The 22,681-nt window shown below is 73.3% G+C and carries 19 protein-coding genes; 15 read left to right on the top strand and 4 right to left on the bottom strand.

What is annotated here, in order from left to right:
• Positions 1 to 258 precede the first annotated feature (258 nt).
• The gene (locus ASC82_RS26310; protein ID WP_079039491.1) at positions 259 to 2,718 is read right to left on the bottom strand and encodes a SulP family inorganic anion transporter; all 2,460 of its coding nucleotides are present in this window, start codon (positions 2,716 to 2,718) and stop codon (positions 259 to 261) included.
• 309 nt (positions 2,719 to 3,027) lie between these two features.
• On the opposite strand from ASC82_RS26310, the gene ASC82_RS26305 reads away from it, so the two are divergent.
• A complete protein-coding gene (locus ASC82_RS26305; RefSeq protein ID WP_056652910.1) occupies positions 3,028 to 4,344 on the top strand; it encodes a hypothetical protein in 1,317 nt (438 codons plus the stop codon).
• An 84-nt stretch (positions 4,345 to 4,428) separates the two neighbouring features.
• On the opposite strand, the gene ASC82_RS26300 is transcribed toward ASC82_RS26305, so the two are convergent.
• Positions 4,429 to 5,415 carry an ATP-binding protein gene (locus ASC82_RS26300; protein WP_056652907.1) on the bottom strand — a complete coding sequence of 329 codons (987 nt, stop codon included), beginning with the start codon at positions 5,413 to 5,415 and terminating at the stop codon, positions 4,429 to 4,431.
• A 102-nt stretch (positions 5,416 to 5,517) separates the two neighbouring features.
• Between ASC82_RS26300 and ASC82_RS26295 the strand changes: the two genes are divergently transcribed.
• The gene (locus ASC82_RS26295; RefSeq protein ID WP_056652904.1) at positions 5,518 to 6,357 is read left to right on the top strand and encodes a hypothetical protein; all 840 of its coding nucleotides are present in this window, start codon (positions 5,518 to 5,520) and stop codon (positions 6,355 to 6,357) included.
• A gap of 432 nt (positions 6,358 to 6,789) precedes the next feature.
• Here ASC82_RS26295 and ASC82_RS26290 read toward each other — a convergent pair whose 3' ends face one another.
• On the bottom strand, positions 6,790 to 7,653 hold the full coding sequence (locus ASC82_RS26290) for an HAD-IB family hydrolase (RefSeq protein ID WP_056652902.1): 864 nt from the start codon (positions 7,651 to 7,653) through the stop codon (positions 6,790 to 6,792).
• Positions 7,654 to 8,227: 574 nt separating this feature from the next.
• Here ASC82_RS26290 and ssd point away from each other — a divergent pair.
• The 7 genes from ssd to ASC82_RS26255 all read left to right on the top strand — a co-directional run bounded on the left by ssd (position 8,228) and on the right by ASC82_RS26255 (position 13,197).
• The gene (gene ssd / locus ASC82_RS26285; RefSeq protein WP_056654253.1) at positions 8,228 to 9,271 is read left to right on the top strand and encodes a septum site-determining protein Ssd; all 1,044 of its coding nucleotides are present in this window, start codon (positions 8,228 to 8,230) and stop codon (positions 9,269 to 9,271) included.
• Positions 9,268 to 10,461: a TadA family conjugal transfer-associated ATPase gene (locus ASC82_RS26280; protein ID WP_056652899.1), complete on the top strand. Its 1,194-nt coding sequence runs from the start codon at positions 9,268 to 9,270 to the stop codon at positions 10,459 to 10,461. The genes ssd and ASC82_RS26280 overlap by 4 nt, the downstream gene beginning before the upstream one ends.
• Positions 10,455 to 11,348: a type II secretion system F family protein gene (locus ASC82_RS26275; RefSeq protein WP_056652897.1), complete on the top strand. Its 894-nt coding sequence runs from the start codon at positions 10,455 to 10,457 to the stop codon at positions 11,346 to 11,348. Before ASC82_RS26280 ends, ASC82_RS26275 begins: the two co-directional genes overlap by 7 nt.
• On the top strand, positions 11,345 to 12,145 hold the full coding sequence (locus ASC82_RS26270) for a type II secretion system F family protein (RefSeq protein ID WP_056654251.1): 801 nt from the start codon (positions 11,345 to 11,347) through the stop codon (positions 12,143 to 12,145). The genes ASC82_RS26275 and ASC82_RS26270 overlap by 4 nt, the downstream gene beginning before the upstream one ends.
• A gap of 32 nt (positions 12,146 to 12,177) precedes the next feature.
• Positions 12,178 to 12,411, top strand: a complete 234-nt coding sequence (locus ASC82_RS26265) for a DUF4244 domain-containing protein (RefSeq protein WP_056654248.1) — start codon at positions 12,178 to 12,180, stop codon at positions 12,409 to 12,411.
• A complete protein-coding gene (locus tag ASC82_RS26260) occupies positions 12,398 to 12,769 on the top strand; it encodes a TadE family type IV pilus minor pilin (RefSeq protein WP_199862612.1) in 372 nt (123 codons plus the stop codon). The genes ASC82_RS26265 and ASC82_RS26260 overlap by 14 nt, the downstream gene beginning before the upstream one ends.
• A 107-nt stretch (positions 12,770 to 12,876) precedes the next feature.
• Positions 12,877 to 13,197: an Rv3654c family TadE-like protein gene (locus ASC82_RS26255; RefSeq protein WP_056652895.1), complete on the top strand. Its 321-nt coding sequence runs from the start codon at positions 12,877 to 12,879 to the stop codon at positions 13,195 to 13,197.
• Here ASC82_RS26255 and ASC82_RS26250 read toward each other — a convergent pair.
• On the bottom strand, positions 13,151 to 15,616 hold the full coding sequence (locus ASC82_RS26250) for a DEAD/DEAH box helicase (RefSeq protein ID WP_079039489.1): 2,466 nt from the start codon (positions 15,614 to 15,616) through the stop codon (positions 13,151 to 13,153). The genes ASC82_RS26255 and ASC82_RS26250 overlap by 47 nt on opposite strands.
• An 80-nt stretch (positions 15,617 to 15,696) precedes the next feature.
• Here ASC82_RS26250 and ASC82_RS26245 point away from each other — a divergent pair, with 80 nt between their 5' ends.
• From ASC82_RS26245 to ASC82_RS26220, 6 genes are all read left to right on the top strand, one after another.
• Positions 15,697 to 16,050 carry an STAS domain-containing protein gene (locus ASC82_RS26245; RefSeq protein ID WP_015034520.1) on the top strand — a complete coding sequence of 118 codons (354 nt, stop codon included), beginning with the start codon at positions 15,697 to 15,699 and terminating at the stop codon, positions 16,048 to 16,050.
• Between the two features lie 14 nt (positions 16,051 to 16,064).
• Positions 16,065 to 16,523, top strand: coding sequence for an ATP-binding protein (locus ASC82_RS26240; protein ID WP_055642713.1), 459 nt, complete (start codon positions 16,065 to 16,067; stop codon positions 16,521 to 16,523).
• Positions 16,524 to 16,758: 235 nt separating this feature from the next.
• Positions 16,759 to 19,086, top strand: a complete 2,328-nt coding sequence (locus ASC82_RS26235) for a sodium-translocating pyrophosphatase (protein WP_056652889.1) — start codon at positions 16,759 to 16,761, stop codon at positions 19,084 to 19,086.
• 161 nt (positions 19,087 to 19,247) lie between these two features.
• The gene (locus ASC82_RS26230; protein WP_079039488.1) at positions 19,248 to 19,967 is read left to right on the top strand and encodes a small secreted protein; all 720 of its coding nucleotides are present in this window, start codon (positions 19,248 to 19,250) and stop codon (positions 19,965 to 19,967) included.
• Positions 19,968 to 20,044: 77 nt separating this feature from the next.
• On the top strand, positions 20,045 to 21,613 hold the full coding sequence (locus tag ASC82_RS26225) for a methyltransferase (protein WP_242427788.1): 1,569 nt from the start codon (positions 20,045 to 20,047) through the stop codon (positions 21,611 to 21,613).
• Entirely contained in the window at positions 21,610 to 22,614 is a 1,005-nt protein-coding gene (locus ASC82_RS26220) for a helix-turn-helix domain-containing protein (RefSeq protein ID WP_056652883.1), read from the top strand. Before ASC82_RS26225 ends, ASC82_RS26220 begins: the two co-directional genes overlap by 4 nt.
• The last annotated feature ends 67 nt before the right edge of the window (positions 22,615 to 22,681 follow it).

Genomic DNA, 22,681 nt, shown 5'->3' with positions numbered 1-22,681 from the left:
AGGGCGTCCTCTGTGCGTATGTGTCCCGCGTCATAGCTCATCAGTCAGATGCCCGGGTGACAAGAGCATCCGGGCAATTGGTTTAGACCTGTGAGCGGATTGACGTGCGGTGGCCCCTTCTTCCCGAGCGGGTGGGAGAAGGGGCCACACAGTCTCACGGACGGCCGGAGCCGATGGTTCAGGACGCGCGGGTACGGGATCGCGCCGATCGTTTCAGGACGCGTCGTTTCAAGGGGCGTCCTTTCAGGAGGCGTCCTTTCAGGAGGCGCGGGCGCGCTCCAGGTGAGCGGCCTCCGGACGCTCCGGTTCCGGCTCCCAGTGGTCCGTCGGCATGACCTGGGTGAAGACGTCGTCGTAGCTGTGCACTTCGTCCGTACCGGCGAGCAGGTACGCCTGCGCCTCGCCCACGTGGAAGTACATGCCGTGCAGCGTCAGGCTGCCCTCGGCCAGCCGGCGCGCCACTGCCTCGTACGCCCTGAGGTGCTCCAGCTGCTGCACCACGTTGGTCAGGCAGAGCTGCTCGACGGCGTCGGCAGGCAGCCGGCCGGAGATCCGGGCCCAGGCGTGCCGCCGGCTCGCCATCCGCTCCAGGCTCGGCCGGCCGTGCCGCAGCCAGCGCCGCAGCGGGGTCGGCGGTGTCGCCGGATCGTCCGGTCCGCTGCCCAGCAGGGCCTGCATCGCGCCGCAGCCGGAGTGGCCGCAGACGGTGATCGACTCGACCCGGAGCACGTCCACCGCGTACTCGATGGCCGCCGCGACCGAGTCGTCCCCGCTCTCCTCACCGGGGAGGGGGACCAGATTGCCGACGTTGCGCACGGTGAAGAGGTCGCCCGGGCCGCTGGAGGTGATCATGCTCGTGACCAGACGGGAGTCCGCGCAGGTCAGGAAGAGCTGCGAGGGGCGCTGGCCCTCGCGGGCGAGCCGGGCGAGTTCGTCCCGCACGAGCGGGGCGGTGTTCCGCTGGAACTTCCCGATCCCGCTGGCCAGATGCAGCCCCGACGTCCGCCGGGCCCCGGTGGGCCGGTCGGCCTCGGCGGTCGGGACCTCCTCGGCGGGCGGGTCGGTCTCGGCCGGGGGCTGCTCCCCGCACTGGTGGTTGTGCCACGGCGTCCAGGGGCGGCAGCAGCTCGGCGCCGTGGAGTCGGTGGCCGCACCGGCGAAGGGCTCGGCGATGCGGGTGCCGGACGGACCGGTCGTCTCGACCGTCCCGCCGTGGGCCAGGTGCCCGGACGTCCAGTCGCTCAGCGTCTCGAAGGCGGCGTGGTCCATGAAGGACCCGTCCAGCTCGACCACGACATGGGACCCCTGGGGCAGTTGGTGCAGGGCCCGGCTGAGCCGGGGGACGGCGAGGAAGGTCAGCTGGCCCCGTACGTGCAGCAGCTGCCTGCCGTCCCGCTCCTCGCGGCTGATCCGGGTGCGGGCCAGCCGGTGCATCGCGACCGCGATGGCCACGGCGATGCCGAGGGCGACGCCCTCCAGGATGCCGACGAGGACGACACCGGCCAGCGTCACCGCGTAGACGACGACCTCGCGGTGCCGCGTGACCGTACGGATGTGGGTGATGCTGACCATCTGGATGCCGACCACCATGACCAGCGCGGCGAGCGCGGCCAGCGGGATCAGGTCGAGCACGGGGACGAGCAGCAGGGCCGCGAGCACGATCCACAGGCCGTGGAGCATCGTGGAGGTGCGACTCACCGCACCCGCCGAGACGTTGGCGACGCTGCGAACGGCGACCCCGGCGACCGGCAGTCCGCCGAGCGCCCCGGACACCACGTTGGCCGCGCCCTGTCCGGCGAGCTCGCGGTCGAGGTGGGAGCGCGGGACGCTCCGGCTGCGGTCCGCGCGGGCGGCGACCAGTTTGTCGACCGCGACGGCGGAGAGCAGCGACTGCACGCTCGTGACCAGGGTGATCGTGAGCACCCCGGCGGCGATGCCGAGGACCGGCCCCTCGGGCAGGCCGGGCAGTGCGTGGCTGCTCCAGGAGGGCAGGTCGACGCGCGGCACTGCGAGCCCGGCGACGACGGCCACCGCCGTCGCCCCGGCCACCGCGACGAGCGCGGCCGGGATCTTCCGTACGAGCCGGCCGGCCCGCCCCGGAAGCTTCGGCCAGGACAGCAGCACGGTCACGGTGAGGGCGCTGATGGCGAGCGCGGACGGATGGATGTGCGCCAACTGGGCGGGCAGACCGAGGACGTTGTCCACGGTGGAGCTCTGCGGGGTGCCGCCGAGCACGATGTGCAGCTGGGCGAGGGCGATGGTGACGCCGATCCCGGCCAGCATGCCGTGCACGATCGCCGGCGAGACGGCGAGGGCGGATCGGGCCACGCGCAGGGCGGACAGACCGAGTTGGGCGAGTCCGGCGAGGACGGTGATGGCGCACGTGGTGCGCCAGCCGTACCGCTGGATCAGCTCGGCGGTCACGACGGTGAGGCCTGCGGCGGGCCCGCTCACCTGGAGCGGGGAGCCGCCGAACCGGCCGGCGACGATCCCGCCGACGGCGGCGGCGACCAGGCCGGCCTGGAGCGGGGCTCCGGTGGCGAGGGCGATGCCGAGGGAGAGCGGCAGGGCGATCAGGAAGACGGCGACCGAGGCGGACAGGTCCGCGCCGGCGACGCGGAAGCGGCGCGGGCCGCCCGGCGGGCCGTGGGGCCGCTGGGCTCGGGGCCGGGTGGTCTCGTGGCGGGTGGTCTTGTGGGCAGGGGGGCAGAGAGTCATGTGTTCCCGTCTCCTCCGGGGCAGCGCGGTCGCGGCTCGTGCGGGACGAACGTGGGGGTCGCGGCCGTGGGTCACGGCGTGCAGCGGCGGGATTCCGGCGGGACCCCCGGGATGGGGAGGATCAACGCTCGGTAAATGGATCGTAATGGAGAGTAAAGTCTCCGGCATTATTTTCGGGGCAAACAGGGCAATGATTCACCGGTTCCGGTGAAGGGTGAGCGGAATCCCGCTTGTCGTTTCATCTCTCCGGCGGGTGTGGTGCGACGTTGACGCCGCTCGTACGAACGTGCTCTGAGGAGAGGTGGGCGGATGCCAGCCGCCGGGAGAAGGACCGCATTCCACAAGGCAGTCCACAAGAGGGTGCTCGCCGCCGGAGCCCTCGCCGTCGCCCTGATCACCGGCCTCGCCGGCTGCTCGGGCTCCGACGGGGCCGCCACGAAGGGCACGCCGGGCGGCGGGGGTGCCAAGAAGGGCCCGGCCGCGGCTCCGCCGAACGCGGTGCGCCTGATCGGCGACGGCTCCACGGCCTTCACCGGCGCCCAGCCCCACCAGCCGGTCTGGCAGCGGCTCAAGCCGGGGGAGACCCCGCCGCAGTTCGTGGTCTTCTCGTGGGACGGCGCCGGCGAGGACAGCCAGAAGCTGTTCTCGCACTTCCGCTCGGTCGGCAGGAAGTACGACGCGACCATGACGTACTTCCTCAGCGGCGTGTACCTGCTGCCCGAGGAGAAGCGGAAGCTCTACGACCCGCCGCAGCACAGCGCGGGCCGCTCCGACATCGGCTTCAACGACGTCGAGGGCATCCGCGCCACCGTCCGCGAACTGCGAGCGGCGTGGCAGGAGGGCAACGAGATCGGCACCCACTTCAACGGGCACTTCTGCGGTACGGAGTCGGGCGTCGGCAACTGGTCGCCCGAGGAGTGGAAGAGCGAGATCAACCAGGCCAAGTCCTTCGTCAAGAACTGGAAGACGAACGCCGGTCTGCAGGCGGAGCAGCCGCTGCCCTTCGACTACGACAAGGAGCTCGTCGGCGCCCGCACCCCCTGCCTCGAAGGCCGGAAGAACTTCGTCCGGGCAGCGGCGGAGATGGGCTTCCGTTACGACACGAGCGGCGTCAACGACCAGATCTGGCCCAAGCGGGACCTGGGCCTGTGGGACCTGTCGATGCAGCTCGTGCCGGTCCCGGGCCGCGCCTTCCAGACGCTGTCCATGGACTACAACTTCCTCGTCAACCAGTCTCCCGGCACGACCCAGGGCGACCCCTCGCAGCGCGAGTACTGGGGCGACCAGATGCGGGACGGCCTGGTGCAAGCCTTCGAGCGCTCCTACCGGGGCAACCGCGCGCCGCTCATCATCGGTAACCACTTCGAGTCCTGGAACGGCGGCACGTACATGCGCGCCGTCGAGGAGACCATCGCGACGGTCTGCGTACAGAAGGACGTCAAGTGCGTGTCCTTCCGCCAGCTCGCCGACTGGCTCGACGCCCAGGACCCGGACGTCATCGCCAAGATGCGCACCCTGAAGGTCGGCGAGGCCCCGCAGGGCGGCTGGCAGTCCTTCCTCGCCGCCCGGCCCGCCGCCCCCGCGGGCGCCCCGGCGACCGGCGTCAAGCAGGCTGAACGGCACTGAGCCCTTCGGCCAACACGAAACCGGGGTCGACCTGCGCAGCCAGGTCGGCCCCGGGCCCCTTTGTCCTTGCGCCTTCGGGCGCCGTCAGCCGAGCCGCGACACGGCCAGGGGTTCGCCGAGGACGAAGTCGGGGTCGACCTGTGCCGCCAGGTCGGCCCCGGTCTTGGCGTTGCCCCAGCTCTCCGCGTTGCGGAGGTGGAAGTGGACCATCTGGCGCGTGTAGCGCTCCCAGTCGCGGTGGGCGTACGAGTCGTCGGCGGCGTCCTGGAGGGCCTGGAGCGACATGCGGTTCTCCGCCTCCAGGAGTTCGAAGCGGGGCGGGCGGCCCTTCTCCATCGCGCGGACCCAGTCGGAGTGGCCCACTGTCACCAACAGGTCGTCGCCGATCTCCGCGCGCAGGAAGTCGAGGTCGTCCTCGCCCTGCACCTTGTTCCCGACGACCTTGAGCGCGACGCCGAAGTCCCGCGCGTACTCCTTGTACTGGCGGTAGACCGAGACGCCCTTGCGGGTCGGCTCGGCGATCAGGAACGTCATGTCGAAGCGGGTGAACAGGCCGGAGGCGAAGGAGTCCGAACCCGCCGTCATATCGACGACCACGTACTCGTCGGGCCCGTCGACCAGGTGGTTGAGGCAGAGCTCCACCGCGCCGACCTTCGAGTGGTAGCAGGACACCCCGAGGTCCGACTCCGTGAAGGGACCGGTCGCCATCAGCCGGATGTCGCCGTCGTCGAGCCCGACCGTGCGCGCGCAGGCCTCGTAGACCGGGTTGTCCTCGCGGACCCGCAGGAGACGCGAACCCTCCCCAGGCGGCGTCGTCTTGATCATCGTGTCGGCGGAGACGATCCGCGGGTTGGAGCCCCGCAGGTACTCCTTGATGAGCGGCAGGTGCGCACCCATCGCGGGCATCGCGGCGGCCTCGGACTCTGGCAGCCCGAGCGCGGCGCCCAGGTGCTGATTGATGTCGGCGTCGACGGCGACGACCGAGGACTCGTTGGCGGCGAGGTGGCGGATGAAGAGCGAGGACAGCGTGGTCTTGCCGCTGCCGCCCTTCCCCACGAAAGCGATCTTCATGTTCACCTAGCGTAGCGGCATGAATGCATGGTGTGGTCAAGGTGCGTGAAGAAGACCACTCCATCGTGGGGCGGGCCGCCGGGGCGCGTAGCCTCCCTACTTATGAGTACGCACGCCTCTGACCCCTTGGCCGCCCTCGGCTCCCTGCCGGGCGTCGCCGACGCGGTGGACTCCGTACGCAAGGCCGTCGACCGGGTCTACGGCCACCGCGTGATGCGCCGCCGCAGCAACGAGATCTCCTCCGAGGCGGCGCTGCGCGGGGCGCGCGGCTCGGCCGCCCTGTCCGGTGCCGACTGGGCCCTCGAAGAGGTCCGGCGGCGCACCGACTTCAGCGCCGATGCCGAGGCCCGCACGGTCGGCGCCGCCCTGCGCCTGGGCGCGGAGGCCGGGCAGCTCCTCTCCATCTGGCGCCAGTCGCCGATGCGGGTACTCGCCCGCCTCCACCTGGTCGCCGCGGGCGACGCGGGCCTTCCGGGCGACGCCGCGGGCGACGAGGTCGGGCGCCCCCGCCTGGACGGCGAGACGGTCGACGAGCCGCTGATCGAGGCCCCGCTGCCGGCGCCCTCCGAGGTGGCCGGCCGTCTCGAAGGGCTCGCGGAGCTGATCGTCGCGGGCGGCGATGCCCCGGCGCTCGTGACGGCCGCCGTGGTGCACGGCGAACTCCTCGCGCTGCGCCCCTTCACCTCGTACAACGGTCTGGTCGCGCGGGCGGCGGAGCGGATCGTGCTGATCGGCAGCGGTCTCGACCCCAAGGCGATCTGCCCGGCCGAGGTCGGCCACGCCGAGCAGGGACGGGCGGCGTACCTGGCCGCGTTCGAGGGGTACCTGTCGGGCACCCCGGAGGGCGTGGGTGCCTGGATCGCGCACTGCGGACGCTCGGTCGAGCTGGGGGTCCGGGAGTCGACGGCCGTCTGCGAGGCGCTCCAGCGCGGCGCGGCCTGACGAGCGTTCCGGTTTCCGTTCCGGTTCCGGTCTGGGCTCCGGATTCGGCTTGGCGCCGGTTCCGGTCTGGGTTCGGGATTCGATTCCGGTGCCGGATCCGCTCCCGGCACCGGCTCCAGTTGCGATCCAGAGCCGGGCCGGAAACGGGTTGCGGCGGCACCAGGTCTGGTACCGCCGCTGGCACGTCTACCCAGTTACCATGCGTCCTCGATAAGTGCCCATCAGGCCGGGAACTTTGCCCTTGGCCTGGTGCGGCTGGCCCGTAATCGACGGGTCGACGTCGCGTGGGTGCTCGGTTTCTGTGCTAGGTCCGTGGGGCCTTCATGCTCAACAGGTGATCCTCTCGGATGTCCCAGGTCTCGCGGGCCTGATTCCTTTCTACTCCTGTCGGCGGGGAAGCGAAAGTGCTGGCTCCGCTTCTTTCCTCATTGCTCAAATTCGGGCAAAGTCACCGGCGAGGCGATGGGTGAGCGCGGCCTGGCGGCGCCGGGAGGCGTACCAGACGAGTCCGGCCGCCGCCGCCGCACCCACGGCCGCCGCGGCGACGAGTGCCGGACGGGGTGGCATCCGGAATTCCGGCAGCCGCTGCTTGAGGCGAACCGGCTTCTCGAAGGAGAGGACCGGCCATTCGCGGGCGGCGGCCTCGCGGCGGAGCGTCCGGTCGGGGTTGACGGCGAACGGGTGGCCGACGGCCTCCAGCATGGGGATGTCGGTCGCCGAATCGCTGTAGGCGTAGCAGCGGGAAAGGTCGTATCCCTCGGACTCCGCGAGCTCCCGGACGGCCTCGGCCTTCGTCGGTCCGTAGGCGTAGTACTCCACCTCGCCGGTGAAGCAGCCGTCCTCGCCGACCACCATCCGGGTGGCGACGACACGGTCGGCTCCGAGCATCTCGCCGATCGGCTCGACGACCTCGGCGCCGGAGGTGGAGACGATCACGACGTCGCGGCCGGCGGCATGGTGCTCTTCGATGAGGGAGGCGGCCTCGTCGTAGATGATCGGGTCGATCAGGGCGTGCAGGGTCTCGGCGACGAGCTCCTTGACCTGGGCGACGTTCCAGCCTTTGCAGAGCGCGGAAAGATATTCGCGCATCCGCTCCATCTGGTCGTGATCGGCTCCGCCCACCAGGAACACGAACTGGATGTAGGCCGTCCGCAGGGCGGCGCGGCGGCTGATCAGTCCGCCCCGGTAGAAGGACTTGCTGAAGGTCAGCGTCGAGGACTTCGCAATGACCGTCTTGTCCAGGTCAAAGAAGGCGGCTGTGCGCGGCAGGGAGTGGTTTTCCACAAGCCTGAGCATAGGTGCCCGCCATTCGGCGTACGCTGGGGCGCGTGGGTTTGCCTGAGAAGGCTCTCGGGTACACCATGGAAGTCACGGATCGTTCGCGACCGTGCTAACCCGGTCCGGCTCCTCCCCCCCCGAGTCGGCCGGAAAGACGACCCCCGCTCTCCCCCCCGGCGGGGGTCGTCGCATGTCCGGAGCCGTTTTGGCCCTCCGTTGCATCGCTGACTCCTCTCTCCCTGCGCCTCGGCCGCGATCCGGCCGGCCTGCTGTCGAACGCTCGATTCGTCACTCACAGTAACCGGCAGGATGCGTTCCGGGGAAGTCCCCGGAGGAGTGGCCGGGATATTCACAGGGCTTCGGTTATCCACAGTTTTTCGGTGAGATCTCCAAGATTTCCGGTACGGCCCCACGGTGATTCCTGACGCGAAGTTCGCGGACGACAGGAATCACGAGAGGGGTGTGTGCCGTGGAGGGAACGCGTACTTCCGGGGCCAGGGGCGCGGCGAGGGCCGCGGGCAGGAGCGCAGGGCGGAGTTCCGCGAAGGCCGCGGCGCCGGGTGGGACGGCCGAGCCGCGCCGCGCCGGTCCGCTGATCGTCACCGAGGACCTTGCGCTCCTCGACGACCTCCTCCGGCTGTGCGCGGCGGCCGGGGTCGAGCCCGAGGTCCACCACCGGGTGCCGGAGCGGCGGGCGAGCTGGACCGACCCGCCGCTCGTCCTGGTCGGCGACGACGCGGCGGCCCGCTGCCGGGCGGCGGCCCGTCGTCCGGGGGTCGTCCTCGTCGGCCGCGAGCAGGACGATCCGGGGGTCTGGCGGCTGGCCGTCGAGGTCGGCGCGGAGTGCGTGCTGCGGCTGCCGGAGGCCGAGAGCGTCCTCGTCGACCGCATCGCCGACGCGGCGGAGGGCGTGGGGCGGCAGGCCCTGACCGTCGGGGTCGTCGGCGGCCGGGGCGGTGCGGGCGCCTCCACCCTGGCCTGCGGCCTCGCCCTGGCCGCCGCGCGGACCGGACGGCGCACCCTGCTCGTCGACGGCGACCCGCTGGGCGGAGGGCTCGACGTGTTGCTCGGCGGCGAGCGCGAGGACGGCAGACGCTGGCCCGACTTCGCCGCCTCGAAGGGACGGCTGGCCGGCGGCGCCCTGGAGGAGTCCCTGCCCGCCGTGCGCGGTGTGCGGGTGCTCAGCTGGGGCAGGGAGCCCGCGGCGCCGGTGCCGCCCGAGGCCGTGCGGTCCGTGCTCGCCGCCGCGCGCCGGCGCGGCGGGATCGTCGTGGTCGACCTGCCGCGCGGGACCGACGAGGCGGCCACCGAGGCCTTGGCCCAACTCGACCTCGGGCTGCTCGTCGTCCCGGGGGAGCTGCGGGCCGTCGCGGCGGCCCACCGGGTGGCCTCGATCCTCGGCATGGTCGTGCGCGACCTCCGGGCCGTGGTCCGCGGGCCGTACGCGGCGGGGCTCGACGAGCGCTGGGTCGCCGACGCGCTGCGGCTGCCGCTCGCCGGCGAACTCCCCTACGACCCGGGGATCGTCGCCGACCAGGACGCGGGCGTGCCGCCCGGCGCGGAGCCCCGCGGGGCGCTCGGCCGGTTCTGCGCCGCCTTCTGGGAGCGCGCCCTCACCCCGGGCGGTGCGGCATGACCGGGACCGTCGTCGTGGGCGGCGGCGGGCCCGGGGCCGGCGGTGCGGGACTGCTCGACGCCGTGCGGCAGCGGCTCGCGGCGAGCGGCGCCGAACCCACACCGGCGCGAGTGGCGGCGGCGCTGCGGGCCCAGGGACGGCTCCTCGGCGACGCGGAGGTGCTCGGCGCGGCCGAGGAGCTCAGGTCCGAACTGATCGGGACCGGACCGCTGGAACCGCTGCTCGCCGATCCTGCGGTCACCGACGTCCTGGTCTCGGCGCCCGACCGGGTGTGGGTGGACCGGGGCGCCGGCCTCGAAAGGGCCCCGGTGTCCTTCGCCGACGCCACCGCCGTCCGCCGGCTCGCGCAGCGGCTCGCGGCGGTCGCGGGACGCAGGCTCGACGACGCCCGCCCCTGGGTGGACGCGAGGCTGCCCGACGGCACCCGCATGCACGCGGTGCTGCCCCCGGTGGCGGTCGGCTCGACCTGCCTGTCGCTGCGGGTCGTGCGCCCCCGCGCCTACTCCCTGGAGGAGCTGACCGAGGCGGGCACCGTGCCGCCGGGCGGCGACCGCATCCTGCGGGCCCTCATCGAGGCCCGCGTGTCCTACCTGGTCAGCGGTGGGACAGGGACGGGGAAGACCACCCTGCTCGCCTCCTTGCTGGGGCTCGTGGGGGAGCGCGAGCGGATCGTGCTCGCCGAGGACTCGGCGGAGCTGCGACCGGACCACCCGCACGTGGTGCGCCTGGAGGCCAGGCCCGCGAACCAGGAGGGCGCGGGCCTCGTGACCCTTCGGGACCTGGTCCGCCAGGCGCTGCGGATGCGGCCCGACCGGCTGGTGGTCGGCGAGGTCAGGGGAGGTGAGGCGGTCGACCTGCTCGCCGCCCTCAATACAGGCCACGAAGGTGGCTCAGGGACTCTTCACGCCAATACCGCCGCGGACGTACCGGCCCGTTTGGAGGCGCTCGGGACGGCAGCCGGGCTCGACAGGGCCGCCCTGCACAGCCAGTTGGGCGCCGGCCTGTCCGTGGTGCTCCACCTCGTACGGGACCGGGACGGGCGGCGGCGGATCGCCGAGGTCCATGTCCTGGAGCGGGACCGGGACGGACTCGTGCGGACGGTTCCCGCGCTGCGGTGGGGTGCGGCCGGATTCGAGCGGGAGCGGGGCTGGGAGCGGCTGCGGTCGCTGATCGGAGGAGGGGCATGGTGACGGCCGATCTGGTGTCCGTACGGGCCGTGGCGGAGGGCGCGGCGGTGTTCTGCGCGGGGCTCGCCCTGTGGTGGATCGTCGAGTGGCGGCGCGGGACAGCCCGGGCCCGGGTGGTGCTCGCGGGTGCCGCTGTGGACGAGCCAGGGGAGCGGGACGAGGGCCGCGTGTGGGCGGCGGTGGGCGCGCGGTGGTGGGCCGTGGTGCGGGGGCGGCGCGCATGGCTGTGCCTGCCGGTGGCGGGGGTGGTCGCGCTCCTCGGCGGGTCGCCGCTGCCGCTCCTCGCCGGGGCGGCCGCGGTGCCGCTGGTGGCGCGGCGCCTGAAGGCGGCCGAGCGGCGGAAGGAGCGGGAGGCGCGCGCCGGGCGGGTGGTGGCCCTGTGCGGGGCGATCTCCGGGGAGCTGAGGGCCGGGTGGCAGCCGGCGCAGGCGCTGGCCTATGCGGCCCGGCAGACGGGCGCGCTGGGCGACGAGGAGGCGGTGGTGCTCGCGGCGGCCCGGTTCGGCGGGGACGTGCCGGAGGCGCTGCGGCGGGCGGCCGGGCAGGACGGCGCCGACGGGCTCGCGGGCCTGGCGGCCTGCTGGCAGGTGGCCGTGGACGGTGGTGCGGGTCTGGCGGCCGGGCTCGACCGGCTGGAGGCGGCCCTGCGGGACCACCACGAGCAGCGGGACCGGCTGCGGGCCGAACTGGCCGGGGCCTGGGCGACGGTGACGGTCCTCGCGGTGCTGCCGGCGGCCGGACTGGCCCTCGGCGCGGCGCTGGGCGCCGATCCGCTGCGGGTGCTCCTGCACACCCCTGCGGGCCTCGGGTGCCTGGTCGTGGGCGGTGCGCTGGAGGCGGCCGGGCTGTGGTGGGCCGCGCGGATCGTCCGGGGAGGGGAGCGGGCATGACGGGGGCTGTCCGGATCGCGGCGCTCCTGATCCTGGTGACGGCGCTGTGCGCGCAGGCCGTTCGGGAGGTGCTGCGCGAGCGGCGGGCGCGCGGGGTGCGGCGACGGGTGGAGAGCCTGCTGGCGATGCCCGTGCCACGGCCAGGGAAGCCGGTGGACGCCCGGAAGGCTCCGTTCCCGGAGGCGGGGGGCAGGTGGGTGACCGGGGCGAAGCACTGGGCGGTGCCGCTAGTGGCCGCGCTCGCCGGCTGGGCGCTGCTCGGTGCGATCGGCGGCCTGGGTGCGGGGGCCCTGGCGGCCTGCGGGGCGCCCTGGAGACGGGCCCGGCGGCGGCCCGCCGAGCCGTCCGGTGGCGAGATGGCGGTGCGTCACCTTCCGCTCGCGGCCGATCTGTTGGCGGCCTGTGCCTCCGCAGGGGCGGGGCCGGGAGAGGCGGCGGAGGCGGTGGGGCGTTCGCTCGGCGGCCCGCTGGGCGAGCGCCTGACCCGCACGGCGGCCGAGCTGCGGCTCGGCGGTGAACCGGCCGAGGTGTGGCGGAGGTTCGGCGCGATACCGGGCGCCGAAGGGCTGGCCCGGTGCATGGAACGGGCCGGTTCCTCGGGCGCGCCCGCCGCGGAGGCCGTCGCCCGGCACGCGGCCGGCCTGCGGGCGGGCCGTGCCAGGACGGCCGCGGCCCGGGCGCGCAGGGCACAGGTGCTGATCAGCGCACCCGTGGGGCTCTGTTTCCTGCCCGCGTTCCTGGCGGTGGGGGTGGCGCCCGTGGTGATCGGGCTGGCGGCGGGACTGATGGACCGATGAACGCGACGGCAAGGCGAGACGAGGAGATCGACATGACGGACAAGGCAGCAAACAAGGCAGTGGTGACGGGTGGTTCGGTGAAGGGGTGGTGGCGGGCTCGGCGTCGGGCCGCCCGGTCGGACGCCGGGATGACGACGTCCGAGTACGCGGTCGGCACGATCGCCGCGGCGGCCTTCGCCGCCGTGCTCTACAAGATCGTGACGAGCGGGACCGTCTCCGGAGCGTTGGAGTCGGTGATCGGCAGGGCCCTCGATGCGCCGTTCTGACCGGGGGTTCGTGACCGTCGAGGCGGCGATGGTCCTGCCCGTTCTCGCGCTGTTCACGGTGACCCTGCTCTGGGCGCTGGCCGCGGCCGCCGCGCAGATCCGGTGCGTGGACGCGGCGCGGGCGGGGGCCAGGGCGGCGGCCCGCTCCGAGCCGGTCGCCGCCGCCGAGGGCGCCGCGCGGGCCGCCGCGCCCGAGGGTGCCCGGGTGTCCGTGACGCGGTCGGGGGAGCTGTGGCGGGTGACGGTGGAAGTGGCGGCCCCGGGCCCACGGGGCATGGGAGTGACCTTGCGGGCGGGTGCGGCGGCCCTCGCGGAGGACACCGTGGGCGAGGCCCCGGCGCCCGAGGGCTCGCCGTGACGACGGTCAGCCGGGCCGGACAGGGCAGCCAGGCCGGCCAGGGCCGGCGTGGAGGGCGGGGCGGTCGGTCGGGGCGTGCCCGGCGGGGTGATCGGGGGGCGGCGACCGTGTGGGCGGCGTTCGCGGCTTGTGCGTTGTGCGTGGTGTTCGGGGCGGTGCTCGCGCTCGGACAGGCGGTGGCGGCCCGGCACAGGGCCGGCGGGGCCGCCGATCTGGCCGCCCTCGCCGCCGCCGACCGGGCCCTGTGGGGCGAGGCCGAGGCCTGCGCCGCCGCGTCCCGGGTGGCCGCCGCCCAGGGCGCCGAGCTACTGCGGTGCGTGGTCCTCGGCGAGCTCGCCGAGGTGACCGCGCGGGTGGCGCGCGGGCCCTACCGGCCGGAGGTCAGCTCCCGGGCGGGGCCTCCGGGGCTTCCCGCAGCAGTTCCGTGAGGAGGCGGACCGCGCCGCGCTTGTGCAGCGGGTCGTTGCCGTTGCCGCACTTCGGGGACTGGACGCAGGACGGGCAGCCCGCCTCGCACTCGCAGGAGGCGATGGCCTCGCGGGTCGCGGTCAGCCAGGCCCTGGCCGTGTGGAAGGCGCGTTCGGCGAAGCCCGCGCCGCCCGGGTGGCCGTCGTACACGAAGACGGTCGGCAGGAGCGTGTCGGGATGGAGGGGGACGGAGACGCCACCGATGTCCCAGCGGTCGCAGGTGGCGAAGAGCGGCAGCATGCCGATGGAGGCGTGCTCGGCGGCGTGCAGGGCGCCGCCGAGGATCTCCGGGGTGATCCGGGCGGCGTCGAGCTGGTCCTCGGTGACCGTCCACCACACGGCGCGGGTGCGCAGGGTGCGGGGCGGCAGGTCGAGCTTGGTCTCGCCGAGCACCTCGCCGGTGATCAGACGGCGGCGCAGGAAGGAGACGACCTGGTTGGTGACCTCGACGGAGCCGAAGCAGAGGCGGCCGGCTCCCCAGGGGATCTCGGTGTCGGTTTCGAGGACGGAGACGGAGGTGGTGTCGCGGGCGGTGGTGGAGTACGGCGGGACGGCCTCCTCCACGAGGGCCACGGAGTCCTTCAGGTCGAGCTCCCGCACCAGATAGGTACGGCCCTGGTGGAGGTGGACGGCGCCCTCGTGGACGGCGGTGTGGGAGGCGGCCTCGTCGACCGTGCCGAGCAGGCGGCCGGTGCCGGCCTCCACGATCCGGACAGGGCTGCCGCCGCCGCCCCGGATGTCGGTGAGGTCGGCCGCCCGCTCGCGGCGGGTCCAGTACCAGCCGGTGGACCGGCGGCGCAGGAGTCCGGCGCCCTCCAGCTGGGGCATCAGGCCGGGCGCGGCCGGGCCGAAGAGCGTCAGGTCGGCTTCGGTCAGCGGGAGCTCCGCGGCGGCGGCGCACAGATGGGGGGCGAGGACGTAGGGGTTGTCGGGGTCGAGGACGGTCGACTCGACCGGTTGTTCGAAGATCGCTTCCGGGTGGTGGACCAGGAAGGTGTCCAGCGGGTCGTCCCGGGCGACGAGGATCGCCAGGGCGCCCTCGCCCGAGCGGCCGGCGCGGCCCGCCTGCTGCCACAGGGAGGCCCGGGTGCCCGGGTAGCCGGCGATCACGACGGCGTCCAGGCCGGAGACGTCCACGCCCAGCTCCAGGGCTGTCGTGGCGGCCAGGCCGAGGAGCTCGCCGGAGTGCAGGGCCCGCTCCAGGGCGCGGCGCTCCTCGGGCAGGTAGCCGCCCCGGTAGGCGGCGACCCGGCGGGCCAGGGCGCGGTCGGTCTCGGCGAGCCGTTCCTGGGCGATCACCGCGATCAGCTCGGCGCCGCGCCGGGAGCGGACGAAGGCGACCGAGCGCACGCCCTGCCGGGTCAGGTCGGTCAGCAGGTCGGCTGTCTCGGCGGTGGCGGTGCGGCGTACGGGCGCGCCGCGCTCGCCGTGGAGCTCGGTCAGCGGCGGCTCCCACAGGGCGAAGACCAGTTCGCCGCGCGGGGAGGCGTCGTCGGAGATCTCGGTGACCGGCAGTCCGGTGAGGCGGCCGGCGGCGAGGGCGGGTTCGGCCGAGGTGGCCGAGGCGAGGAGGAAGACGGGATCGGAGCCGTACCGGGCGCAGATCCGGCGCAGGCGGCGCAGCACCTGGGCGACGTGGGAGCCGAAGACGCCCCGGTAGGTGTGGCACTCGTCGATCACGACGTAGCGCAGGGCGCGCAGGAAGGAGGACCACCTGGGGTGGGAGGGGAGTATGCCCCGGTGCAGCATGTCGGGGTTGGTCAGCACGTAGTTCGCGTACTGGCGGACCCACTCGCGCTCCTCGACCGGAGTGTCGCCGTCGTAGACGGCGGGGCGGATCCGGGTGCCGAGCGGGCCGGCCAGTTCCCGGACGGCGCGGCGCTGGTCGGCGGCGAGGGCCTTGGTGGGCGACAGGTACAGGGCGGTGGCCCCGCGTCCGTTGGGGGCCTCCGCGCCGTCCAGGAGGGTCGTGAGGACCGGGGCGAGGTAGGCGAGCGACTTGCCCGAGGCGGTTCCTGTGGCGATCACCACTGACTCGCCGTTCAGAGCGGCCTCGGCGGCCTCCGCCTGGTGCGCCCAGGGGTGCTCGATCCCGGCGTCCTGGATCGCGTTGATCACCTCGGGACGGATGAGATGCGGCCAGACGGCATGGCGGCCCTCTCGGGCGGGCATGTGCTCCGTATGAGTGATGCGCGCGGCCCGACTCTCGCCTGCGGAGAGCCGGTCGAGGACCACGCCGGGGGAGGGGCGACTGCCCGTGTCCCCGGCAGGTCGACGGGGGCGCTGATTCTTGGCCATCGGCACCGAGTGTGTCACTGCCAGGACGGACAATGCTCCCAAGGCGTCGTGCATGGCTGCCGGTAAGTGATTGAATGCCATTGCGGCTGGCGATCAGTTCCCTGGCTCCGCCCGGGAGGCCCGAGGGGGCGATCGCCCGATAGCAAGGTGCTGGAGGATCCGTGGACCTGTCCCTGTCGACTCGCAATGTGTCCGGCGCTGGTGGTGACCGTACGGTCGTCGAGGTCGGTGGCGAGATTGATGTGTATACCGCGCCCAAGCTGCGCGAGCAGTTGGTCGAGTTGGTGAACGACGGCAGCTACCACCTGGTTGTCGACATGGAGGGCGTGGACTTCCTCGACTCCACCGGCCTGGGTGTGCTCGTCGGTGGCCTGAAGCGCGTCCGTGCGCACGAGGGCTCACTGCGTCTGGTCTGCAACCAGGAGCGCATTCTGAAGATCTTCCGGATCACTGGGCTCACCAAGGTGTTCCCGATCCACACGTCGGTCGACGAGGCCGTCAACGCGGTCGACTGACCCAGGGGGATCGCATGGCCACCGTTGAACTCCGATTCAGCGCTCAGCCCGAGCACGTCCGTACGGCCCGCCTGGTGGCGGCCGCGGTCGCCCGCAGGGCCGGGGTGGACGAGGCGGTCCTCGACGAGGTGCGTCTCGCCGTCGGTGAGGCCTGTTCCCGTGCGGTCGGGCTGCATCGCAGCAACGGCGTCACGACCCCCATCAGGGTCGTGCTGACCGAGGAGGAGAAGACCTTCTCCATCGAGGTCGGCGACGAGGTGCCGGGCGCGGGCGTGGCGGCGGCTGATGCCGCCGGTGTGCCCGGTGCGCGGTCCTCGGCTCCGGCCGACGACTTCGACGACGCCGACGGCGAGGACGAGATGGGTCTCGCGGTGATCCGCGGGCTCGTCGACGACGTCGAGGTGAGCGCCGGCGAGGACGGCGGCACCATCCGCATGAGCTGGCCGACCAGCCCGGCGGACGTCCTGTCCTGACGTCGCCCGACCCTTACACGCGCGACGAGAAGAGGCCCTGCCCTGAGCAGGGCCTCTTCTCGTTTGCCCCGCCGGCTCGTGAGGCCGCTCTTCCGCCGGTTCGTGCGCCCGCTCTTCCGCCGGTTGGTACGGCCGCTCCCCCGCCGGTTCGTGCGGCCGCCCGGATTGGTGCATCCGCGCGGTGGCCCCGCAGGGTCCCCGTATGTACCGCTTCGTCTCTTTATGATCCGTCCCCATGGACCCCACTTCGCTCGCCGCGGCGGTGCTCACGAGCGGGAACCGGACGATCGTGGTCGTCGTCGCGGCCATCGCCCTCGGCGCGCTGGTCGTCGCCCAGCTCCTCGTCCGGCAGGTGCTCGCGGCAGGCGAGGGCACCGAGAAGATGAAGGAGATCGCCGCCGCCGTACAGGAGGGCGCGAACGCCTATCTCGCGCGGCAGCTGCGCACCCTCGCCGTCTTCGCGGTCGCCGTGTTCTTCCTGCTGATGCTGCTGCCCGCCGACGACTGGTCGCAGCGCGCGGGGCGGTCCCTGTTCTTCCTGGTCGGGGCGCTCTTCTCGGCGGTCACCGGATACGTCGGCATGCGCCTCGCCGTCCGGGCCAACGTGCGGGTCGCCGCCGCGGCCAGGGAGGCCACCCCGGCACCGGGCGAACCGGAGAAGGACCTCACCGAGGTCGCGCACCGGGCCATGCGGATCGCCTTCCGTACGGGCGGGGTCGTCGGTATGTTCACCGTCGGCCTCGGACTGCTCGGGGCCTCCTGCGTCGTCCTCGTCTACGCCGCCGACGCGCCGAAGGTCCTGGAGGGTTTCGGTCTCGGCGCCGCGCTCATCGCGATGTTCATGAGGGTGGGCGGCGGCATCTTCACCAAGGCCGCCGACGTCGGCGCCGACCTGGTCGGCAAGGTCGAGCAGGGTATCCCCGAGGACGACGCGCGCAATGCCGCCACCATCGCCGACAACGTGGGCGACAACGTCGGCGACTGCGCGGGGATGGCCGCCGACCTCTTCGAGTCGTACGCGGTGACGCTGGTCGCGGCGCTCATCCTCGGCAAGGCCGCCTTCGGCGACTACGGCCTCGCGTTCCCGCTGATCGTGCCGGCCATCGGCGTGGTCACGGCGGTCATCGGCATCTTCGCGGTCGCCCCGCGGCGCGCCGACCGCAGCGGGATGAGCGCGATCAACCGGGGCTTCTTCCTCTCGGCGACCATCTCGCTCGTGCTGGTCGCCGTCGCCTCCTTCACGTACCTGCCGTCCTCGTACGCCGAGCTCGAGGGCGTCACCGAGCCCGGCATCCCCGGCCACGGCGGCGACCCGCGGGTGCTCGCCCTCGTCGCGGTCGCCATCGGCATCGTCCTCGCCGCGCTCATCCAGCAGCTCACCGGCTACTTCACCGAGACGGGCCGGCGGCCGGTGCGGGACATCGGCAAGTCCTCGCTGACCGGACCCGCCACCGTCGTCCTCGCGGGCGTGGCGCTCGGCCTGGAGTCCGCCGTCTACACGGCCCTGCTGATCGGGCTCGCCGTGTACGGCGCGTTCCTGCTCGGCGGCGCCTCGATCATGCTGGCGCTGTTCGCGGTCGCCCTCGCCGGGACGGGCCTGCTCACCACCGTCGGCGTGATCGTCGCCATGGACACCTTCGGCCCGGTCTCCGACAACGCGCAGGGCATCGCGGAGATGTCCGGGGACGTGCGGGGCGCGGGCGCGCAGGTCCTCACCGACCTCGACGCCGTCGGCAACACGACGAAGGCCATCACCAAGGGCATCGCCATCGCCACCGCCGTCCTGGCGGCCGCGGCGCTCTTCGGCTCGTACCGGGACGCCATCGCGACGGCGGTCGCCGAGGCCGGCGGGGTCGGCGCGATCGGCGGGGCGGCGGACCTGCTGACGCTCTCGATGGACATCTCTCAGCCCAACAACCTCTTCGGGCTTATCCTCGGCGCGTCGGTCGTGTTCCTGTTCTCCGGACTCGCGATCAACGCGGTGTCCCGGTCCGCCGGTTCGGTGGTGTACGAGGTGCGGCGGCAGTTCCGCGAGCACCCCGGAATCATGACGTACGCCGAGAAGCCCGAGTACGGACGGGTCGTCGACATCTGCACCAAGGACGCGCTGCGCGAACTCGCCACGCCCGGGCTGCTCGCCGTGACGGCCCCGATCGCGGTCGGCTTCGCGCTCGGTGTCGGCCCGCTCGGCGCGTACCTCGCCGGGGCGATCGGCACGGGCGCCCTGATGGCGGTCTTCCTCGCCAACTCCGGTGGCGCGTGGGACAACGCGAAGAAGCTGGTCGAGGACGGCAACCACGGAGGCAAGGGCAGCGAGGCGCACGCGGCGACCGTCATCGGGGACACCGTCGGCGACCCCTTCAAGGACACGGCGGGCCCGGCGATCAACCCGCTCCTGAAGGTGATGAACCTGGTCGCGCTGCTGATCGCCCCGGCGGTCGTGAAGTTCGGTTACGGGGACGACGCAAGCGACTGGCTGCGGGCGGCGGTCGCGGGGCTCGCGGTCCTCGTCGTGGTCGTCGCGGTCCGGGTCTCCAAGCGGCGTTCGGTGACCGTCTCCTGACGTGTCGTCCGTCTCATTCCCCGGGCGCCGGAGGCGTCCGGGGAGCGTTCTCGCTTGGTTCAAACGACTGCATTGTGGGATGAATCCCTCCCACGAAAGGTGGAAGTAGCCCGTTCGGCGTGTATGTTCCGGGGCCGAGAGCCTTGGAAGGGACCGATCCGGTGAACAAGAAGCTTGCGGCCGCACTGTCCGGCGGCGCGGTGCTGATGCTCGTGCTGTCCGGTTGCAGCGACGACGAGGGCAACAAGGTGGAGGACTGGGCGAAGACGTTCTGCGACCAGGCGAAGCCTCAGATCCAGAAGCGGGCCAACGCCCACCAGATCATCATCTCGACGGCCGCCGACAGCAAGCCGGCCGAGATCCAGGCCGCCGACTCGAAGGCGTTCCAGGACATCGCCAACGCCGACCGCGCCCTCGCCAAGGCCGTCGAGGCCGCCGGGGCCCCGCCCGTCGAGAACGGCGCGAAGGTCCAGCAGGACGCGATCAAGGAGCTCAACGCCACCGCGGTGGCCTACGAGGGGCTCAAGAAGGAAGTCGACGCGCTCGACCCGGCCAACCAGCAGAAGTTCGCCGACGGCCTCCAGGACGTCGCCGACGGGCTGACCAAGATCGAGAAGATGGACCAGGCGGCGCTGGCCAAGCTGGAGGAGGGCGAGCTGGGCCAGGCGATGGCCAAGCAGCCCGGCTGCCAGAAGCCCACCGCCTCGGTCCCGCCGAAGACCTCCGGATCGGCCACGGCCTCGCCGAAGCCCGGCTCGACCTCCTCGGACAAGGGCTCGGACGCGGACGCCGGCACGGACGCCGGCTCCGACTCCGGCTCGGACTCCTCCGGGCCGAGCAAGAAGGCCTCCGCCAAGCCCACCAAGAAGTCCTCGGAGTAGGTCGTCCCCACCCCGGCGGCGGCGATCGGCCGCCTGCCGCCGGGTCGGCCGCCCGGATGTCGGTGGCGGCCGTCACAATGGGATCCGTGAGTACGACCAGCCTGCCCCCCCGCCTCCCGGTGCCCGCGCACGCCGACCGTCTGCGCGAGGCACTGCTCGCCGCCGACTACACCGCCGACGGCCTGCTCGACCTGCTCGGCGCCCCCGCCTACGCGGCGCTCGCCCGCAGCGAGACCGTGCCCGCCCTGCGTGCCACCCGCGGCGACTCGCCGCTGGAGACCCTCGTCCGGCTCTTCCTGCTCCAGCGGGCCGTCCCGTACGGGAGCGCCGCCGCCGCGCTCCCGCTCGACGAGGCCCTCGCCGACGGCTGGGTGATCCGCGAGGACGACGCCGTGCTCGCCACGGTCGACGTCCGGCCCTACGGCGGCGAGGACGGCGGGAACTGGTTTATCGTCTCCGACCTCGGCTGCGCCGTCGGCGGCGCCGGCGGCATCGGGAAGAAGGCCGAGGGCGTCGTCCTCGGCGTCGGCGGCGCCTCCACCACGCTCGCCGGGATCACCGTCCGCACGCCGGTGTCCGCCGCGCTCGACCTCGGCACCGGCTCCGGCATCCAGGCGCTGCACGCCGCCCAGCACGCCACCCTGGTCACCGCCACCGACCTCAACCCGCGAGCCCTGGACTTCACCCGGCTCACGCTCGCGCTCTCCGGGGCCCGGGAGGCCGAGCTGCTCGAAGGCTCGCTCTTCGAGCCGGTCGACGGCGACACGTACGACCTGATCGTCTCCAACCCGCCGTTCGTGATCTCCCCCGGCGCCGCGCTCACCTACCGGGACGGCGGGATGGGCGGCGACGACCTGTGCCGCACGCTCGTGCAGGAGGCGGGCGAGCGGCTCAACGACGGCGGATACGCCCAGTTCCTCGCCAACTGGCAGCACGTGGAGGGCGAGGACTGGCAGGACCGGCTGCGGTCCTGGGTGCCGCGCGGCTGCGACGCCTGGATCGTGCAGCGCGAGGTCCAGGACGTCACCCAGTACACCGAGCTCTGGCTGCGGGACAGCGGCGACCACCGCGGCGACCCGGACGAGTACCGGCTCGCGTACGGGCGCTGGCTCGACGAGTTCGAGGCCCGCAAGACCAAGGCCATCGGCTTCGGCTGGATCACGATCCGGCGGAACGCCGCGGTGGAGGCCGGCGAGACCGAGCCCTCGATCCTCGTCGAGGAGTGGCCGCACCCGGTCGAGCAGCCCCTCGGCGCCACCATCCGCGCCCACTTCGAGCGCCAGGACTACCTGCGGTCCCACGACGACGCCGCGCTTCTCGCCGACCGCTTCACGCTCGCGCCCGAGGTCATGCAGGAGCAGGTCGGGCTGCCGGGTGCCGAGGACCCCGAGCACGTCGTGCTCCGGCAGAACCGCGGCATGCGCCGGGCCACCAGGGTCGACCACGTCGGCGCCGGGTTCGCCGGCGTGTGCGACGGCACCCTCAGCGCCGGCCGCATCCTCGACGCGATCGGGCAGCTGATGGGGGAGGACCCGGTGATACTGCGGGACCGCACCCCGCAGGCGATCCGGCTGCTCGTCGAGGAGGGCTTCCTGCTGCCCGTCGGCGAGACGCCCGGGGCGCACGGCGAGGAGAGCCTCGCTTGATACGGATCGAGCTGGACGAGGCCTCGCTCGGGGCGACCCGGATCGCGATCAGCCCGCTGCGGGACGCGTTCTGCTCGATGCACCTCGCGCTGCCGCACCGGCACCCCTCCTGGCCGTACCAGGAGTGGGTCGGGCAGGCGCGCGAGGTGTGGCGGGAGGACGACAGGCTCCGCCCGCTGTGGGACCTGTTCGCCGTGGGGCGGGCCGTGGACTCCGACTTCCTGCTGCCCCGGCCGTTCGGCACGGTCAACGTCCACGAGGAGCTGGCCGCGCTGCGGGGCACCGCCCCGGAGTTCGTCCGCGAGCAGGTGGCCGTCTGCTACCCCGGCATGGCCGACGCGCCCTTCGTACAGCCCTACCTGAAGGACCCGGAGGCGGCCTGCGCGGCGCTCGCCGACGCGTACGAGGCCTACTGGGAGGGCGCGGTCGCGCCGTACTGGCCGACGATGCGGCGGCTCGTCGAGGACGAAGTGCTCGTCCGGGCCAGGACGTTCGCGACGGAGGGCGTCGACGCGCTGTTCGCGGGCCTGGAGGCGCGGGGGCGGTGGCAGCCCCCCGTACTCGAACTGACCAAGCACATCGACGCGGAGTACGCGCCCGGAGAGCGGCGCCTCGTGCTCGTGCCGCTGGTCTTCGCCGAGGGCTGCCGGCTGTACTCGACGGACGACCCCGAGGTCTTCGCCCTCAGCTTCCAGGCCCGGGGCGCCGCCGCCCTGCGCGAACCGCCCGAGCCCGTCGCCGAGGACCGGCTCGGCCTGATGCTCGGCCGGGGCCGCGCGGCCGTCCTGCGCGAGCTGGGCGGGCCGCTCACCACGGCCGGGCTCGCCGACCGGCTCGGCCTCGCGCCGAGCACCGTGTCCGAACACCTGTCGGTGCTCTCGGAGGCCGGTGTCGTCACGCGGCACCGGGTCGGGCGCTCGGTGTACTACCAGCTCACGGACACCGGCAGGTCGCTGCTCGCGCTGCTCGTCGGGGAGGACGTGCTGCACGCGGTCGCCTGAGCGGGCGGGCTGCCGGCGGTCGCCCGAGCCGTCGTGCCGCCGCACGATTCGGGGGCTCCCGAATCGA

Source organism: Streptomyces sp. Root431, assembly GCF_001426585.1.
Lineage (GTDB): Bacteria > Actinomycetota > Actinomycetes > Streptomycetales > Streptomycetaceae > Streptomyces > Streptomyces stackebrandtii.
Note: the sequence above shows the minus strand (reverse complement) of the source record. Positions and strands in the feature narration are given on the sequence as shown.